Genomic DNA, 18030 nt, shown 5'->3' with positions numbered 1-18030 from the left:
ATGATACAAAGTCAGCGAGGAGCCTATGTCAACTAATAAAAAAGTGAGTCCTGAATCTTTACGCAGTTATCGTTGGTATGGCGCACCCGTGTTTCGTTCATTAGGGCACCGTGCCAGAATGGCTCAACAGGGTTATGCCAGAGAAGACTATATGGGCAAGCCGGTTATCGGCTTAATTAACACCTGGAGTGAAATCAATCCTTGCCATACGCATTTTAAAGATCGGGCAGAACAAATAAAGCGTGGCATTTTCCAGGCCGGTGGCTTTCCGATTGAATTGCCGGCAATGTCATTGGGCGAACCCTATGTTCGCCCGGCAGCGATGCTGTATCGTAATCTGCTGGCGATTGAAACGGAAGAATTACTGCGCTCCCACCCCATTGACGGCGTGGTGCTGATGGGCGGATGCGATAAAACGACCCCAGGGCTTATCATGGGGGCAATTTCGATGAATATACCGGCGATTTATTTCCCGGCTGGCCCGTCTTTACGTGGGGATAATAAAGGGAAAACGCTGGGTTCTGGCACCGATCTGTTTGCCTCTTGGTATAAGTACAAAGCCGGTGAATATACCGAACAGCAACTGGAAGAAGTGGAGAATGGTATCTCGCGCTCGGCCGGTACCTGTATGACCATGGGCACGGCGCCGACCATGATGAGTATGGCCGACGCCATGGGGTTTTGTTTGCCGGGGGCATCGTCGATTGTCGCACCGGATTCCCGGCATGCGATCATGGCGGAAAGAACCGGGCGCCGCATCGTTGAAATGGTATGGGACGATTTAAAACCGTCGGATTTTTTAAGCGCGGCCTCGTTTGATAATGCTATCGCTACAGCGCTGGCATTGGGCGGTTCAACGAACTCCGTCGTGCATGTTATCGCCATGGCCAGGCGCGCCGGCGTACCGTTAACCGTGGAACGCTTTGATGAAATTGCGCAAAAGGTGCCGCATTTAGCCAATATCCGCCCAGCAGGGAAATATCTGATGGAGGATTTCTACTATGCCGGCGGCTTAAAAGCGTTGTTGGCAAGAATGGGGGATTTGATTGATGGTTCCGCGCTCACCGTGACGGGAAAAACGATAGGCGAAAATATCCAGGGTGCTGAAGTTTATAACGACGACGTGATTTTACCGCTGGAACAACCGCTCGGGGAATTGGGCAGCCTGGTCATTTTGCGCGGCAACCTGGCGCCTAACAGTGCGGTACTGAAAATTCATGCGGCGGATCCAGGGTTACGGGAACATATCGGCAAAGCCGTGGTGTTTGAAAACGTGACGGATCTGCAAAGCCGCATCGATGACCCGGCGCTCGAAGTGGATAAGGATTCGGTGCTGGTGCTGAAAAACGCTGGCCCGTTGGGCGCGCCAGGGTTCCCGGAATGGGGGCAAATTCCCATCCCGAAGAAATTACTTGAGCAGGGCGTCCGGGATATGGTGCGCATTTCTGATTCAAGAATGAGTGGAACCAGCTTTGGCTCTTGCGTGGTGCATATTGCGCCGGAATCTTTTATTGGCGGGCCGCTGGCCTTTGTCAACAATGGTGACCTTATCGAATTAAGCGTTTCGAAGCGGCAGCTTAATTTACTGATATCAGAACCGGAAATGGAACGCCGCCGGGCGGCTTGGGTAAAACCTGCACCTTATTATCCACGGGGATATGGGAAAATGTTCACTGAACATGTTAGCCAGGCGGACGATGGCTGTGATTTCGATTATCTGGAAACCGTTGCCGGCGAGCAGGGCAAAATCCCAGAGCCGCCAATACAATAAAGTCCAGCAGGAATTCGGTATTTGTAATAAGCCGTGAGGATATGTTTGTTTATTATTTTAGTTATGGGTGTACGCCGGTTGCTGGCGTACACCGACTCTCCGTCTGAACGTTATTGGCGGTAATTTGATGAAGGAGATTGCTATGTGATAACCAATTTAGCGAATAAAACGATAGCGGATGAATGCTCTATGTTCTTATTTAAGTGAGGAAGTGGGTTTTACCAGAACGCAATGTGTCAATATTCTTCAACGGTTCCTATTAAAGGATGTTGATTAACTGCAGCCTTGTGCTGGTGGATATGAAGATCGTTCTGTTTAAACCTGAGGTCGTTAAACCATTGTGATTTGAAACGCATAATATTGATATGTCTCGATAGGCTGCGGTTATATTGCTGACTTGCGTAGGAGATGACTTATGAAGAAAATCCAACACTTTATTCAAGGGAAATACGCCGCCGGTTCTTCCCAACAAACGAAACCGGTTTATAACCCGGCGCTGGGTACACAAAGTGGCGAAGTGATCCTGGCGGATCAAGGGGACATTGATGCCGCGGTCGCCGCGGCTAAAGCCGCGTTCCCGGCTTGGGCGAATACCACGCCGCTGCGTCGTGCGCGGATTATGTTCCGTTTTAAGGAATTGCTGGAAAAAAACGCGGCTAAAATTGCCGAAATTATCTCCCAGGAACATGGCAAGACGGTATCGGATGCCAAAGGTGAACTGACCCGGGGCATTGAAGTGGTGGAATTCGCCTGCGGTATCCCCCAGGTGCTGAAGGGCGAATATTCGGCGCAGGCCGGCACCGGCGTTAATAGCCATAGCTTGCGTCAACCTTTGGGGGTTGTGGCAGGCATTACGCCGTTTAATTTTCCAGCCATGGTGCCGTTGTGGATGATCCCGATGGCGCTGGCGTGTGGCAATACCTTCATTTTGAAGCCTTCGGAGCGGGATCCAACCACTGCATTGTTATTGGCGGAGCTGCTTAAAGAGGCCGGGTTGCCGGACGGTGTCTTTAACGTGCTGCAAGGGGACAAGGTTGCGGTGGACGGTTTGCTTTTCCACCCGGACGTGGCGGCCATCAGTTTCGTTGGCTCTACGCCGATTGCGCGTTACATCTACGAACAAGGATGCGCCCATGGCAAACGCGTTCAGGCGTTGGGCGGGGCAAAAAACCATATGTTGATCATGCCGGATGCCGATCTGGATGTGACCGTTGAGGCGTTGATCGGTGCGGCCTATGGCTCGGCGGGCGAGCGTTGCATGGCCATTTCGGTCGCGGTTGCTGTTGGGGACGATGTCGCCGACCGGTTGAGCCAAAAGCTGCAAGCACGGATTGCTACGCTGAAGGTGGGCGTTGGCAGCGACGATCAGGCGGAAATGGGGCCGTTGGTTTCTGCTGAACATCAGGAAAAGGTGAAAGGCTACATCACCGCTGGCGTTGAGGAAGGCGCAACGTTGCTGGTGGACGGCAGAGATTTCACGCTTTCAGGCTATGAAAAGGGGTTCTTTGTCGGCCCGACCCTGTTTGACCAGGTCAGCGCCGCGATGCGGATTTATAAGGAAGAAATTTTTGGGCCGGTTCTGGCTATCGTGCGGGTGAATAGCTTTGATGAAGGGCTGCGCCTGATTAACGAGCATGAGTTCGGCAACGGCGCGAGTATTTTTACCGATTCCGGCCGGGCCGCCGATGAGTTTGAACACGGTGTGCAGGCGGGGATGGTCGGTATTAATATTCCGATTCCGGTTCCCATGGCGTTTCACAGTTTCGGCGGCTGGAAAGCCTCGCTCTTTGGCGATCATCATATGCACGGGCCGGAAGGCGTTCGGTTTTACACTCGGCTAAAGACGGTGACCTCCCGCTGGCCCAAAGAGCATACCCAAGCCGAATTTAATATGCCGACCCTGTAAATATTCAGCAGCCCGGTGCCGCCGGGCGTACTGAAAATAACCGGGAACGTGCAGGCCAGGGCGGCGCTCGTCCGGTGCATATGCAAACCATCAACCATTGGGTTAAGGCGGAGGGGGAATGTTCTATCCGAATATTGGGTTTTTATTTACTGAATATCCGTTGGCGCAGCGGTTCGCGGCGGCGAAGCAATGTGGGTTCGATATTGTTGAATGCCCTAATCCGTATAGCATTCCCCTTGATGAACTCACGCTTTTGCTAAAGAACAGCCGGGTTTCCATCGCCAGCATGAATACGCCGAGCGGTGATCCGGCCCAGGGGGAGTTTGGTTTTGCCGGTGTTCCCGGTAAAGAGGCGGTTTTTTGGGCGCATTGGCAAACGGCATTGGCCTATGCAACGGCGTTGGGGGTGAAAAAGATCCATGTCACCTCCGGTATTGTCGAACCGCAGCAACGGCAGGCGGCGTTGGCCACGCTGGTTAAAAACCTACGTGCGATCGCACAACAAGCCGCTGCCGCCGATATTATTTTGTTGCTTGAGCCGATTAACCAACGCGATATGCCCGGTTACCTGGTTTCTCATAGCGATCGGGTTGCACAGCTGATCGGTGAAATTGGGGCGGACAATATCAAGCTGCTGTTCGACGTTTATCATATCCAAATTATGGAAGGGGATTTGATTAACCGGATCGAACGTTATGCCGAGATTATCGGGCATGTTCAAATTGCCGGCGTTCCCGCCCGGAATGAGCCGGATGAAGGGGAAGTTAACTTTCGGGCCGTCATCTCGGCATTCAAGCGGATAGGGTTCCGCGATCCTATCGCGCTGGAGTATCGCCCCAGAGGCAAGACCGAGGAGGGGCTCAATACATTGAAAACGTTGGCAGTATAAACGCTAAATCATTCGAGTTGCCGAGTAATAAAGCCGACACGCCTGCAACTTGACGTATGACGAGTATAACGCTTACCCCACGTTGGCATGGTTTCTCTTTGAACAACAAATGGCCAACGCTCAACCCCTGATATTGGCGCAAGGTGAAAAGAAATGAATACCTGTATAAATGAATTCAGAAAAAATGTGCTTTCGCAGAAAAACCAAATTGGCTGCTGGTCTTCGCTGGGCAGCCCGATCACCACGGAAATTTTGGGATATGCCGGTTTTGACTGGCTGTTGCTTGATGGGGAGCACGCCTGTAATGACATTATGACCTTTATTCCACAATTGATGGCGTTAAAAGATAGCCGCAGCGCGCCCGTTGTCAGGCCAGAATGGAATGATGTGATCGCTATCAAACGGTTGCTGGATATTGGTTTTTCCAATTTTCTCATCCCGTTTATCGACACCGAGGCCGACGCCGTCAAGGCCGTTACTGCAACGCGCTATCCACCTCAAGGTATCCGTGGGATTTCGCTGGCGCAAAGAAATAATAAATACGGTACTGTGCCTGACTATTTTGCCAAGATTAACGACAATATTTGTATCATGGCGCAAATTGAAAGCCAAACCGGCATCGATAATGCGGAAAAAATCGCGGCGGTTGATGGGATCGACGTTCTGTTCGTCGGGCCGAGCGATCTTTCGGCCAATTTGGGCTATTTTTCGGATTTACACCATCCTGAAATGCAAAAAGCTATCCAACATGTTTTTGATGTCGCCAGGGCTCATCATAAAGCGGCGGGGATCCTTGCGCCCGTCGAGGCGGATGCCCAACGTTATTTGGCGATGGGGGCAACCTGCGTTGCGGTGGGCAGCGATTTAGGCTTATTCCGTGCGGCGACTAAAAAGCTGGCTGACGGATTTATCACGAAAGAATCCTGATTCCCTGGCTGAAAACCGTCTATACAGATGAGGAGACATCAATGAATATCGGATTTATCGGTTTGGGTATTATGGGCAAGCCCATGAGTAAAAATTTGCTAAAAGGAAATTACTCGTTGATTGTTAGCGATTTAAATCAAACCTCGGTAAACGAGCTCGTCGCCCTGGGGGCGATGGGCGCCACCAGTATCAAAGCGCTCGCGGCGCAATGTGACGTGATTATCACCATGCTACCGAATTCGCCGCAGGTGAAGCAGGTTGTTTTGGGGGAAGAAGGGGTGATTGCCGGTGCAAAACCGGGTAGCGTATTGATTGATATGAGTTCCATCGCGCCTTTAGCCAGCCAGGAGATCGCCGCCGAATTAGCGAAGAAAAATATTTCAATGCTGGATGCGCCGGTGAGCGGAGGTGAACCGAAGGCGATTGACGGTTCGCTTTCGGTGATGGTTGGGGGCGATATTGCCCTATTTGAAAAGTATTATGACTTACTCAGCGCCATGGCGAGTTCCGTGGTGCACACCGGGGATATTGGTGCCGGGAATATCACCAAGCTTTCCAATCAAATTATTGTTGCTCTTAATATTGCGGCCATGTCGGAAGCCTTTATATTGGCGACCAAAGCCGGCGTGGATCCACAGGTGGTATATAATGCTATTCGCGGCGGGTTGGCCGGTAGCACCGTCCTTGATGCAAAAGCGCCGATGGTTTTGGCTCGAAACTTCAAGCCGGGTTTCCGCCTGAATCTACACATAAAAGATTTGCAAAACGCCCTGGATACCTCACACAGCATTGGCGCACATTTGCCCTTAACCTCAATGGTGATGGAAATCATGCAGGCGTTGCGTACCCATGATATGGGGGAGTTGGATCACAGCGCCATTGCGCGTTTTTATGAGGCGCAGACCGGCATGGAAATAAAAGCTAATTAGCATTGTGCCGACGTGCCCGCCGTTTTCAATTGTACGGGTAGAGCATCGAGTAATATTCTTCTGCGGTAATGTGCTGCTGCGAAATAATAGTGCGGTTGGCGCATGGTATGTAAATACGCCAGCCAGTATTTGTCGGTAAATAATGAAAGCCTGCTTCTTGCTATGACGTGTATTTCTTATGGTGAATACGGCCGTATTTTGGGGCCCTTTATTATTAACGGAAATTTTAATGATGAGGTCGATGATGCTTACAAAAGCCGATGTGGGAACCGCGTCTTATCGTGTCCCAGCAAATAGAAAAAAATGTAGCCAATCAACTAATCGCGCCGGGCGGCACGGTAAAACGTATTATGCGGCATTGATTACCGGCGTCATGCTGGCGTGCGGTATGTGGTCGGTGCCGGCGGTATCCGCGCCGGCCCAGTTGGAAACGGTGATTACCACGCCCTACCAAATAAACGGTATCGCCGTTGCCCAGGATGGCCGGGTATTTGTCGGTATGCCGCGTTGGGTGCAGCAGGCCTCGTTTTCGGTTGGCGTGGTGGTGAACGGCGAGGTCGTCCCTTATCCCGGCGATAGCTGGAATACGTGGGCGCCGCAGTCCGATCCGGCGCAGCATTTTGTCAACATCAATGCGCTGCGCATCGAGCCGGATAAGCCGGATCATCTGTGGGCGGTGGATTGTACGTTGGGCAAAGGGGGCGCGAAGCTGGTCGATATTGATATTAAAAAGAATCAGATCGGGCGTGTGTACCCGCTTGATGCATCGATTGTGCCGGTACCGGGCGGCTGCCTTAACGATGTGCGCATTGTTGACCAGATCGCTTTCCTGACGGAATCGGGCACCGGTGCCATTATTACGCTCGATTTAGCCAGCGGGCAGGCGCGCCGTTTGTTGGCCAACAGCCAGAAAACCAAAGCGGAGCCGGGCAAGGTGGCGGTGATCGACGGCGTGGCGGAGAAAACGCCTGAAGGCGGCATCCCGATTGTCAATGCCGACGGCATTGAAATCAGCCCTGATAAACAATGGCTGTATTTCTGCCCGCCGCTGGGAGGCACGTTGTGGCGTGTGCAGTTAAGCGATCTGTTGAACACCCAGCTTGATGAAGCCTCGCTTGATCAGCGGGTGGAAAATCTTGGGCCATTGATGCCGGTTGGCGGCATTCTGATGCTGCCCAGCGGTGATATGCTGCTGTCGGACGTGGAGCATCATGCCATCCAACTGCGGCGGCCGGATGGCTCGCTGCGCCAGGTGGTTACGTCGGCGCTGCTTGACTGGCCGGACGCCATGGCGATTGGGCCGGACGGCAAGGTTTATACCGGCGCCGCGCAGGCGCATCGTACGCCGGCCAACAATGGCGGCCGTGATGATACCCATCCGCCGTTCCGCGTACTGCGCTTCCCGCTGCCGTGATGGTGCATGGTTGATGGGCATACCTCCCAGCAAAGGGGCAACGCGCCAACGGAGCGTGATAAGAAGGGTATAGCCGTTAACCGGCAGCCGGCCGATGAATGACGGGTGGCTGCCGGAGCAGGGGTTAATTGGCCGCTGGCGTTGCCAACTTCTCTCTGGCACCGGTTTGTTTGCGCAATGCCGCCACCTCTGTTGCCGTCACTTCATCGGCCTGATTGCCCCAGGAATTACGGATGTAGTTGAGAATATCCGCCATCTGTTGGTCGTCCATTTTCCAGTCAAAGGCGGGCATTCCCGCGGCGGTCGGCCTGTCGGCGGTATACGCGGCCCGCGCGCCGTTCAACATGGCGGTAATCATGTTGGTCGGGTTGTGCAACATGGCGCTATTCCCGGCAAAGGCAGGCACCATACCGTTGATCCCTTCACCCTGCCCACCGTGGCAGGCCGAGCAGTTGACTTCATAAACCATGGCCGCGTTTTTCTTGCGCGCGTCGTCCATGGCAAATGCGCCGGGCGCCGCGGTGCCTGAGGTCGGCAAACTTTTCAGGTAGGCGGCCACCGCCTGCAAATCGCTGTCGGTGAAATACTGCATCGAGTGCTCAACCGCTTCGGCCATTGGGCCTGCGGCGACATGCATGCCGTCGGAGCCGGTTTTCAGATACTGTGTTATCTGCGCATTGCTCCAGGCGCCGATGCCTGCATGCGGGTTCGGCGTGATGTCCGGCGCATACCAGTCGCCAAGGGTGCCGCCCTGCAAATACTGGCTGCTGATTTCACCGCCCAAGGCGTTACGCGCTGAATGGCAGACGCTACAATGCGCAGGGCCGTCAACGATATATTTACCGCGGTTGACCAGGCCGAGCTGGTTGGCTTCTTCCGCTTTGGCTGTGGCGGTTTTCAGGCTTTCAGGCTTGAAACCGTTGTTGTCGAAAAACAGCAGATTCCAGCCAACCATCGCCAGGCGAATGTTGTACGGGAAGCTCATGCCGCTGTTCTCATCAACCTTGTTGTGCACGGGGGTGAGCGTTGACATATAGGCCCACAAATCATGCATGTCGTCATCGCTCAGCTTTGTATAGGCGGTATAAGGCATCGCCGGGTAGAGGAAACCATGATCGCCACGGCCCTGGCGCACTGCGTTAAAGAAGTCGCGCTCGGTCATGTTGCCGATGCCGGTTTGTGTATCCGGCGTGATGTTTGACGTTTGTAGCTCACCAAACGGGGTGCTGATTTTATAGCCGCCGGCAAAGTTGGCGTTGTGGCAGGCGGCACAATCACTCAGGCGCATGACGTACTCTCCGCGTTTGATTGCCGCCGCATCTGCGCTGTGGTAATCAGCCAGCTTGGTCTGATTGTCGGCAACCTCAGAACGTGAACTGTCCAGCACCCCCCATAATCTACCGAATACGCCAATCCCTGCCAGCACGGCCACCGCCGCCAGGCTATATACGATTTTCTTTTTTGCGCTCATGATTATGCCTTCACCAGGGGAGCAGGGTTTTTAATGTAAGTCTGATGGATTGCCTGTGCGGCGCGGACAGCCAGTGCGCCGACAGTGACGGTGGGGTTGTAGCCGCCGTTGTTCGGAAATGCCGATGCGCCCACCACAAACACATTATGTACATCCCAGCTTTGTAGGTAGGTATTCACTGCCGACGTTGTGGGATCGGCGCCCATCACTGCGCCGCCGATGGTATGCGAACTTTCCTGCAGGTAGGGGTTCCAGGTTTGATCCGTTTGCCGTTCGAAGATCGACGTTGTCGGACCGGCCTCCTTCATGATCTCCTGCGCTTTCTGGGTGACATAGTTCACCATATTGATATCGTTCTGATTCCAGTCGAATGTGACGCGCAGCAGCGGTTGGCCATGACGATCCTTATAGATGGGATCAAGATCGAGATAAGCGCCGCGAACCGGCATTGAGGTGCCCTGGCAGAAAATGGTGGCGGCGGTTTGGTAGTCGCGTGCATAGCCGGCTTTCCATTCGCTGCCCCAGCGTTTGGTTCCGGCGCGCAGGCTATCCATATGCTGAATCGGCCGGCCGTCGGTGTTGTACGCCATAATGCCGGCGCCGCCGATAAAATCGAGGCTGCTGTGATCGAAATTGTCGCCGTTGAAGTCGTCGATCTGCACGGCCAGCGCGCCGCCGCCGATGAACGGGTTCATAAATTCACCGTCAAAGAAACCGGTCACGGAAGAGCAACTTTGATAATTGTAATTCCGCCCGATGGTGCCGCGCCCGGTTTCTGGGTTGTACGGCTCGCCAATTTTTGACAACAGCATCATGCGCACGTTGTCCATTTGGTACGCGGTGATGCAGATCACGTCCGCCGGCTGGAAGCCTTCAACGCCTTCTTTGGTGATAAACCTGACGCCGGTGGCCGTTTTACCATCCTCATGTTTGAGCACTTGCAGAACTTCGGTCTCGGTCAGCACGGTAAAATTCGACCGGCGCATCAATACCGGGAGGATACAGGCCTGCGGCGAGGACTTACTGAAGTTGCCGCACCCGTGGAAATCGCAAAAGCCGCAATAGGTGCAAGGCCCCATGGTGACGCCTAACGGGTTGACGTAGGATTGCGAAATATTGCCGGCCGGGATGGTGAAAGGGTGGTAGCCCATTTTTTCCGTCGTTGCGCGGTATTTGCTCATCCAATGAGTATCTTTGAGCGGCGGCGTTGGGTACTCGCGCTGGCGCGGCCCTTCGAAAATATTGCCGCCGCTGATCCGTTGGCCGTTCAGGTTGCCGGCGATGCCGGAAGTGCCGGCAATGCGCTCAAAGCGGTCATAGAACGGTTCCATTTCTTCATAGGTGACGCCCCAGTCTTGCAGTTGCAGACCTTTCATTTTTTCTGCGCCGTAGCGTTCACGCGTCTGGGTGGCGATCTCAAAATCCCACGGCGAAAAGCGCCATGACATTCCCGCCCAGTGCGTGCCCGCGCCGCCGACGTTCCAGCCAAACTGATACGCCGACCAGTTGCGAACCGGGGCCGCATCCTGACGGGGGTTGTTACGGAAAGTGGTTGTTTCCACACTCATGGGTTGCAAAAGCTGCCGCCGGGTGTGCCAACGCAGTTCATCCGGGTCAACGGCCACCGGGAAATCGGTTGAGGTATCGCGCCAGGCGCCGCGTTCTATCGCCACGACGTTCAGCCCGGCACGGGTTAATTCTTCCGCCATAACGGAGCCTGCCCAACCTAATCCGATGATGACGACGTCCGTTTTATTTCTTATTTTTGACATTTGCTCAGCTCCGGCAATCAATCTTTTGGAATAAGGCTTACAGGGATTAATTTTAGATTTTCGCCCCGGCGCTCAATATAGGGGCGGTAATCATAGCGCGCCCCAGGGAAGCCAATCATTTTCCAGCCGGCCATGGTTTTATTGCCGCCATAAATGGGGTCTGCCAGATAGCTTTCACGCACGTTTTGCAACATTAACTCAAAGAAGGCTTGGCTATTAACTTCTTTGCCGAGCTCAATTTTCCCCGTTTCCATGTCAGTTAAAAACGTATCGATCTGTTGTGCGCTGAGCGTATGAAATGAGGCGTGGTGATTAGCCTGCGCCCAGTTTTCCACTGCCTTTAGGCCGGTTAAATAACGTTCGCGCGGTGAGGCCAGAAATTGCGGGCTACCCATCAGCTTTTCTTCATTTTCCGGGCGTAGCGGCCCGACAAGATAAAGCGCGGCGCCAGAGCCGTAATCGCCGGCTAACTGGTCATCCATGAACTCAATCGCGCCTTCCTCCGTGGCTGAAGGGCCGTGTTCGTCTGCGGGGATCAGTCGATCAAAAATGGCCGACAGATTCTTTCTGTCGGTTTCGTCTGTTAATACACGATATCCGCCTTGCATTGCTGGAACGGGCAAGCTGTCGGCGTTTAATTTGGTTTCAAGCGGGATATTATCGAGTTCTTTAGCGCTTAACTTTGGCGCAACGGTCAACGTTGCCACCAACGAACTGAGTGAAAAGATAGCCTCTCTTCGGTTCATTTTTTATTTCCTTCAATAGCACAATCTTTTTGTCACACTGTTTTAAATTCGCCCACCGAAGTAAGTGAATTCCCTGATAGTTGGCAATAGCTTGCTAACTTTCCAAAAATTACTGTTCCAGCCAGAAAGACAAATTCGGGTTGCCAACCGGATGATCCATTAAGCTCTCTGGTGGGAACGTCTTATAATGAGCTCGCCTTTACGCCAGTCGCCGTCTTCTGTAGCCTTGTTGTCAATGAGCCGGCTGATCGCTTCGGCCATCAATTTTTCTGTGTCCTGGCGGTAAGTTGTTAATGCCCAAACGGGCGAACCGCTTTCGTCAATGCCATCAAATCCGACGATGCCGATGGTGTGTTGTTGCTCACACTCATACAGCGCTTCTAGCGCGCCGATCGCCAAAATATCGTTTTCGCAAAATAGGGCTTCGATGCGTGTTGTTTGCGCGGTGGTTTGAAGGTATTCCTTTATGAGTTTGTAAGCGCGAAGCCGATCATAGTTGCCCGCTATCAGCAACTGATCCAGCTCGTAGCCGTGCGCTTGAAGTTCATCCCGGTAACCCTCCATGCGTAGCAAATAGCTGGACTCGGTATCCGGCCCTTTCATATAACCAAAGCGTTTATAGCCCTGTTCAAGTAAGAGCTGCGCGATCTCGCGTCCGGCCTGGTAGCCGTCGATATTGACCACCTCGATGTGGCGCTGGCTGTCGCTATTGCGAAGTACCTGAATGAGTGGGATGTAATGCATGTCGTGGATGATTTCGTACAATTCACTGCTCAGGGCGTTACCCACGAATAAAATGCCATCCACCTGGAGTTGATCGGCCATCTGAATGATCGCTTGGTGGTTTTCACCCTCGGTGATATTCAGCATCAGCGCCAGGTAACCGCGCGCTTGCAGCGCTTTGGTTACGACATCAAGGATTTTCATTGAATGCGGGTTTTTAAACTCGTCAATGGCTACGCCAATAATGTGCGTCTGCTTTTTGGTCAGGCTGCGCGCCAACAAATTTGGGCGATAGCCCAAACCGGCGGCAGCGGCCAGTACGTTCTTTTGCGCTTCGGCGGAAATGGATGCGCCGGGTGTGAATGCCCTTGATACTGTCCACTTCGAAACACCGGCACGTTTTGCTACATCACTTGCCGTGGCTTTCTTCTGTTTGGATGTCTTGATTTCTTTCGTCATAAGTCGAATTTTTGAATGGTCACATTAAGCGCCTACGCTGGGCGTCGATCGCTGACATGAAAACAATACCCTTCTATGAGGAACCTGCCGGTGTTGGAGGTATTTCGCGCACTAAATCCTTAGCGTTATTGTTATTATCATGTTAATTATTGCACCCGATTGCAAAGGGATTTTTGCACCCGAATGCAAGAAAATGTTACTGCGTTCGGCAGGGCGTGCTGGCTTAGGAAAAGGCGAAAGTGCGCAGCATTGCTGCTGCGCACGGGGGGAATTGTTCTTGGCGGCCCGTGTTTAAGCGGGGATGAGGCGCAATGCCTTTAACCGTGCAAACAGATCGAAAAATGCATCAGGCGTGCTTTTGTAATCAAGGAACCCGGCCTTGCGGCTTTTTGTCATGTCCGTCACCACTTCCATCGGCCGGCCGAGATCGGCATCCGTGTGCCACCACGAAGCCAGGCGATCGACGTTCGGTTCTTGCAATTGATATTTGGCCGCGATATCGGCCCATTGGCGCGCTGCATCCTGCATCCGGCCTTCCAGTGGGCGAAGCGTGCCGTCAAACGGCGCGGCTTCAATGCCGAAGTAACCGGCCAACTGCGCCCACATCGATTTCCAGCGAAAGATATCGCCGTTCACCACGTTGAAATCCTGGTTTTTGGCCTGTTCGTTCAGCGCCGCCCAGGCCAGGTGCCGTGCCAGCAGGCGCGCATCGGTCATGTCCGTGAGGCCGTTCCACTGTGCCGCCGAACCTGGGAAGACGAAGGGTTGACCGCTGTGTTTGCACAATGTGGCGTAGACGGCCAGCGTCTGGCCCATGTTCATCGCGTTGCCGAGCGCGAAACCGATAATCGTATGGGGCCGATGCACGCTCCAGCTAAAACCGTAGCGATTGGCAGCCTCGAACAGCCTATCTTCCTGCTCGTAGTAGAAATTTTCCACCGGTTGGCGGCCTTGTTCTTCCCGAAACGGTGTAATCGGAACCGCCCCTGCACCGTAGGCTTCGAACGGCCCGAGATAGTGCTTCAGGCCGGTAACCAACGCCGCGTGTTTAAGCTGTGCCGTGCGCCCGAGCGGCTCAAGCACGTTGCGCACCATGGCGCCGTTAACGCGAATATTCTCTTTCTCACTTGCCTGCCGCGACCAGGCGGTGAGGAATACATGGGTGATTCCCAACCCGCTAACCGCAGCCGCAACGGACTCGCTATCGGTCAGATCGGCGATGATCGGCTGGCAACCGGGGACGATGGCGTTGCGCCCGCGTGACAGGCCGTAAACCGTCCAGCCGCTGGCAAGAAGATGTTCCGCCAGTGCGTTGCCGATGATGCCACTGGCGCCGATAATCAGTGCTTTGTTGCTCATACTGTCGCTCCTGTTTTGGATGGCGTGGACTTCATGCTCTCCAGACATCATACTGAGGATAAATATTCCTGTTCAGGATAAGATTTCCATAAATTGAAGAATTTAATTCATCAATCATCAACGGTTTTGCGCAGCGAGCGGCTCAAAGGCATCGTTCCGTTTGTCTGTGCCGCCGAGGCCGGCAGTTTTACCGCCGCCGCACAGCAGTTGAATCTCACCAGCTCCGCCGTGAGCAAAAGCGTTGCCCGGCTTGAACAGCGCCTGGGGGTGGCGCTGTTTGAACGCACCACGCGTCGCCTGGCGCTTTCCGACGCCGGGCGTGCCTATTACGAAACCTGTATCCGGATCCTGACGGAGCTCAATGAAGCCGAGGCCGCCATGCTGGCGCAAAAGCGGGAACCGACCGGTACGGTGCGCGTGGCGTTGCCCGCGTCTTTCGGGCGGCTTCGCGTAGTGCCGGTACTGCTAAAATTTTCAACGCAGTATCCGGACGTGCGCCCGCACCTGACGTTTTCCGATCGCTTCGTTGATTTCGCCGAGGAGGGTATCGATCTGGCGGTGCGCATCGGCGGGCCGCCGAATTTCCCGTCATCGCTGGTTCAGCGCTACTTGGGCTGCGAGCGCCTGATTTTCTGTGCCGCGCCGGGTTATCTTGAACGGCGCGGCGAGCCGCTGACCATGCCGCTGTTGCAGGAGCACGATTGCATTGTTTACGGGCGGCCTGACGGCACGCAACCGCCCTGGGTGTATGCCACCGGTAACGGTGAAATCGGCCACTGTTTCGTGCGCCCGCGTATTGTCGCCAGCGATGCTGAAGCCCAGTTGGCATACGTGCGGGAGGGGATGGGGATCGCGCAGTTGGCAACCTGGCTGGTGGAGGATGATTTGCGTGCCGGTAAACTGGTGGAGATTATGGCGCGGCAGGCGACGGACGGACTGCCGCTCCATCTGTTATGGCCGGTGGCGCGGCAATTGACGCCCAAGGTCGATGTGTTGGCGCAGTTGCTCGAGGCCCACCTGCGGATTCGCTAACCGCGTTGGGGGCGGCGGGCTTACGCAGCCGCTCCAGGCGCTATCAGGCTTGGTACTGCAGATAGACCACATGGGTTTGCAGGTACTCCTCCAGCCCGTGGCGGCCATCGGCACCGCCGACGCCGGATTTACGCCAGCCGGCGTGGAAGCCTTGCATGGCTTCAAAATTTTCCCTGTTGATATAGGTTTCGCCAAACTTCAGCTTTTTCATCGCCGCCATGGCGGTGTTGAGATCGTTGGTATAGATGGACGAGGTCAGGCCGAACTCACAGTCATTCGCCATCGCGATCGCTTCATCCAGCGTGTTGAAGGTGGCGACCGGTAGCACCGGCCCGAACGTCTCTTCATGCATGATGTCCATCTCTTGGCGCACATTGACCAACAGGGTCGGCTGGAAGAAATAGCCCTTGTTGCCGGCGCGTTTGCCACCCACCAGCACCTGCGCCCCTTGCGCAATCGCGTTGTCCACTTTGGCCTGAACCGCATTGAGTGAAGCGGCATCGATCAGCGGCCCCATATCCAACGCTTTTTCGTTTGCCGGGTTGCCGTATTTCACGTTGTTAAAGGCGGCGGTCAAACGTGTGATAAACGCATCCTTGATGCTGTCTTGCACATAGACCCGTTCGGCGCAGTTGCACACTTGCCCGGTATTGATCACCCGGGAAGCGACAATGGCTTTTACCGCCAGATCCAGATCGGCATCTTGCATGACAATCGCCGGTGCTTTGCCGCCCAGTTCCAACGACACTTTGGTGATGTTTTGCGCCGCGGCGGCCATGGTTTGTTCCCCGGCCGCCACGCTGCCGGTCAGGCTGACCATCCCGACCTTCGGGTTGCTGGCCAATTCATGGCCGACTACCGAGCCACGCCCGGTAACCAGATTGAAGACGCCTTTTGGCAACCCGACCTGGTGAACGATTTCAGCAAAGACGATAGCATTGTTCGGGGTGAGCTGACTGGGTTTGACCACGATGGTGTTGCCGGTGATCAGCGCGGGCGCCGCTTTGCGTGCGATCAGGAAAAACGGAAAGTTCCACGGCAAGATGCCGGTCGTTACCCCGATGGCCTTCTTGAACACAAAAATATTCTCATTGCGCCGATCGCTTTGCACGATTTCACCTTCGTAGCGCCGCGCCCATTCCGCCATATAGTCAAGATAATCTGCGGTGAACAGGACTTCGGTATTGGCCAGCGCCTGGGTCTTGCCCCCTTCGGCGACAATGATGTCGGTCAGTTCCTGCGCCCGCTCACGGATCCCGGCGGCAATTTTATGCAGCCAGATACCGCGCTCGTAGGCCGGTGTCTCTTCCCAACCGGCCTGGGCCTGCTCTGCGGCGTCAATGGCGCGGCGCACCTCTTCCAAACCCGCGTCCGGTACCTGTGAAATAATGTCCTCCGTGGAAGGATTCAACACATCGATCCATTTCTCGCCGGCATAAGGAACGAATTCACCATTAATGTAAAGTTGTTGTTTTTTTATTGCCATGATTTCAACCTCGATAACAATATGTGTGGTATTTGTTGCTTATTTGTATGTGCTTTTACCTCGCCGACATCAATAATGCAAACACGCGGCAACGGCATCAAATGGGATGCATCCTCGGGTGAACGGGCAGGGGGCGTAAAGTGCTATTGTCTAAATAATTAACCAAAAAACAAGGTGTTATTTTATGCTTGGCCGTGCAGAATGGCGCCTTGCCAGGCGTTAGGCCGCGTTATAAAACCTTTCATGATAACCGGGGGAACGCTGATAAACCTTTTGCTGGTTGCCGCCGGCGTGTTATTGCTGGCAAAAATATCAAGCAACGCGCGTTTTTCTTCAAAAAGTCATCGCATTTCTCTCGGACTTTTTTTGTCTTCCCGAAGCTCCGTTAGCCTGAACGTATTGAAAAATTTTAGAAAAACATGATCGGCCTCACAATTTGTACTTACGGGTAAGCCGCCGGGAAAGTTAAAAAAACAACGCTATGTGTGGTTTTCCTGCCCTTATGCCAATCGGGGTTTTTATCACGGTTAAACGGTTTGATTTAAGTGCTCAAATAATAGCCTGGTGATACTCGTTATACGCCAGCTTGCAGATGTGTTGGCTTAGTGACTTGGCCTATTGTCCTGCGAATCGAATATGTAGAGTATATAAGTTTACAAACTCGATATTCCCAGAGCAGTTATTCTATCTGTTCTTTTCTCCGGCGGTATAATAACAGTGGGTTCCTGTTTCGGTTATTCAATGTGACAGGTTGATGAATGGCGTGAAATAAACCAGGCGCTATGTGATACAGTAAAAATATCAGGATTACTCCCGGAACGCGTTGGCGAAATTATCACATCAGGCCTGGTGTGCTGCTGAGTACTCAGAATATCCCGAAATTCACAAAAAATATCTCGCGCATATATGGCTATATTGGTGAAAATGAATTTTATTTTATTCTGTTTTAATTTATTGATTTTTATGTTTATTTTGTTTTTCATCTTGCTGGGTATTTCATGGAATTAGTCGGTGTTTTAATTGAGGCGGCTTGGCTAAATAAGCGGAAAAATTCACTTGGGCGGCTATTTTATGCCAGATAGCGGCTATACTTCTACGCTGAGCGTAAAAGAATCCCGGAATTTTCAGGGATAATTCATACTTCAA

At 53.5% G+C, this 18030-nt stretch carries 13 protein-coding genes; 7 read left to right on the top strand and 6 right to left on the bottom strand.

Annotated elements, in window-relative coordinates; all coding sequences use genetic code 11:
• Window positions 1-25: 25 nt before the first annotated feature.
• The 6 genes from araD (at window position 26) to AC559G_RS06005 (ending at window position 7836) form a co-directional block, all read left to right on the top strand.
• A complete protein-coding gene (araD, locus tag AC559G_RS06030) occupies window positions 26-1771 on the top strand; it encodes an L-arabinonate dehydratase (RefSeq protein ID WP_095844862.1) in 1746 nt (581 codons plus the stop codon).
• Between the two features lie 415 nt (window positions 1772-2186).
• Window positions 2187-3677, top strand: a complete 1491-nt coding sequence (locus AC559G_RS06025) for a CoA-acylating methylmalonate-semialdehyde dehydrogenase (protein ID WP_462615900.1) — start codon at window positions 2187-2189, stop codon at window positions 3675-3677.
• Between the two features lie 118 nt (window positions 3678-3795).
• Complete coding sequence (locus tag AC559G_RS06020; protein WP_498911865.1) at window positions 3796-4566, top strand: hydroxypyruvate isomerase family protein; 771 nt, start codon at window positions 3796-3798, stop codon at window positions 4564-4566.
• 153 nt (window positions 4567-4719) lie between these two features.
• Window positions 4720-5493 (top strand): aldolase/citrate lyase/malate synthase family protein, encoded by a 774-nt coding sequence (gene garL / locus AC559G_RS06015; RefSeq protein ID WP_498911864.1) that lies wholly within the window; start codon window positions 4720-4722, stop codon window positions 5491-5493.
• 8 nt (window positions 5494-5501) lie between these two features.
• Window positions 5502-6422 carry a 2-hydroxy-3-oxopropionate reductase gene (gene garR, locus AC559G_RS06010; protein WP_498911958.1) on the top strand — a complete coding sequence of 307 codons (921 nt, stop codon included), beginning with the start codon at window positions 5502-5504 and terminating at the stop codon, window positions 6420-6422.
• A 388-nt stretch (window positions 6423-6810) separates the two neighbouring features.
• Window positions 6811-7836 (top strand): L-dopachrome tautomerase-related protein, encoded by a 1026-nt coding sequence (locus AC559G_RS06005; RefSeq protein ID WP_498911863.1) that lies wholly within the window; start codon window positions 6811-6813, stop codon window positions 7834-7836.
• A 124-nt stretch (window positions 7837-7960) separates the two neighbouring features.
• Here AC559G_RS06005 and AC559G_RS06000 read toward each other — a convergent pair whose 3' ends face one another.
• From AC559G_RS06000 to AC559G_RS05980, 5 genes are all read right to left on the bottom strand, one after another.
• Complete coding sequence (locus tag AC559G_RS06000; protein ID WP_498911862.1) at window positions 7961-9307, bottom strand: cytochrome c; 1347 nt, start codon at window positions 9305-9307, stop codon at window positions 7961-7963.
• Between the two features lie 2 nt (window positions 9308-9309).
• Window positions 9310-11079: a GMC family oxidoreductase gene (locus tag AC559G_RS05995; protein WP_498911861.1), complete on the bottom strand. Its 1770-nt coding sequence runs from the start codon at window positions 11077-11079 to the stop codon at window positions 9310-9312.
• A gap of 17 nt (window positions 11080-11096) precedes the next feature.
• On the bottom strand, window positions 11097-11825 hold the full coding sequence (locus tag AC559G_RS05990; RefSeq protein ID WP_498911860.1) for a gluconate 2-dehydrogenase subunit 3 family protein: 729 nt from the start codon (window positions 11823-11825) through the stop codon (window positions 11097-11099).
• 159 nt (window positions 11826-11984) lie between these two features.
• Window positions 11985-13007 (bottom strand): LacI family DNA-binding transcriptional regulator, encoded by a 1023-nt coding sequence (locus AC559G_RS05985; protein WP_498911859.1) that lies wholly within the window; start codon window positions 13005-13007, stop codon window positions 11985-11987.
• 291 nt (window positions 13008-13298) lie between these two features.
• Entirely contained in the window at window positions 13299-14366 is a 1068-nt protein-coding gene (locus AC559G_RS05980) for an SDR family oxidoreductase (RefSeq protein WP_498911858.1), read from the bottom strand.
• 93 nt (window positions 14367-14459) lie between these two features.
• Here AC559G_RS05980 and AC559G_RS05975 point away from each other — a divergent pair, with 93 nt between their 5' ends.
• A complete protein-coding gene (locus tag AC559G_RS05975; RefSeq protein ID WP_498911857.1) occupies window positions 14460-15398 on the top strand; it encodes a LysR family transcriptional regulator in 939 nt (312 codons plus the stop codon).
• A gap of 43 nt (window positions 15399-15441) precedes the next feature.
• Here the strand turns inward: AC559G_RS05975 and aldA are convergent, their stop codons facing one another.
• Window positions 15442-16884, bottom strand: coding sequence for an aldehyde dehydrogenase (aldA, locus tag AC559G_RS05970; RefSeq protein ID WP_438599407.1), 1443 nt, complete (start codon window positions 16882-16884; stop codon window positions 15442-15444).
• Between the last annotated feature and the right edge of the window lie 1146 nt (window positions 16885-18030).

This window comes from Gibbsiella greigii (assembly GCF_039540155.1).
Lineage (GTDB): Bacteria > Pseudomonadota > Gammaproteobacteria > Enterobacterales > Enterobacteriaceae > Gibbsiella > Gibbsiella quercinecans.
This window is presented reverse-complemented; position numbering and strand designations above follow the sequence as displayed.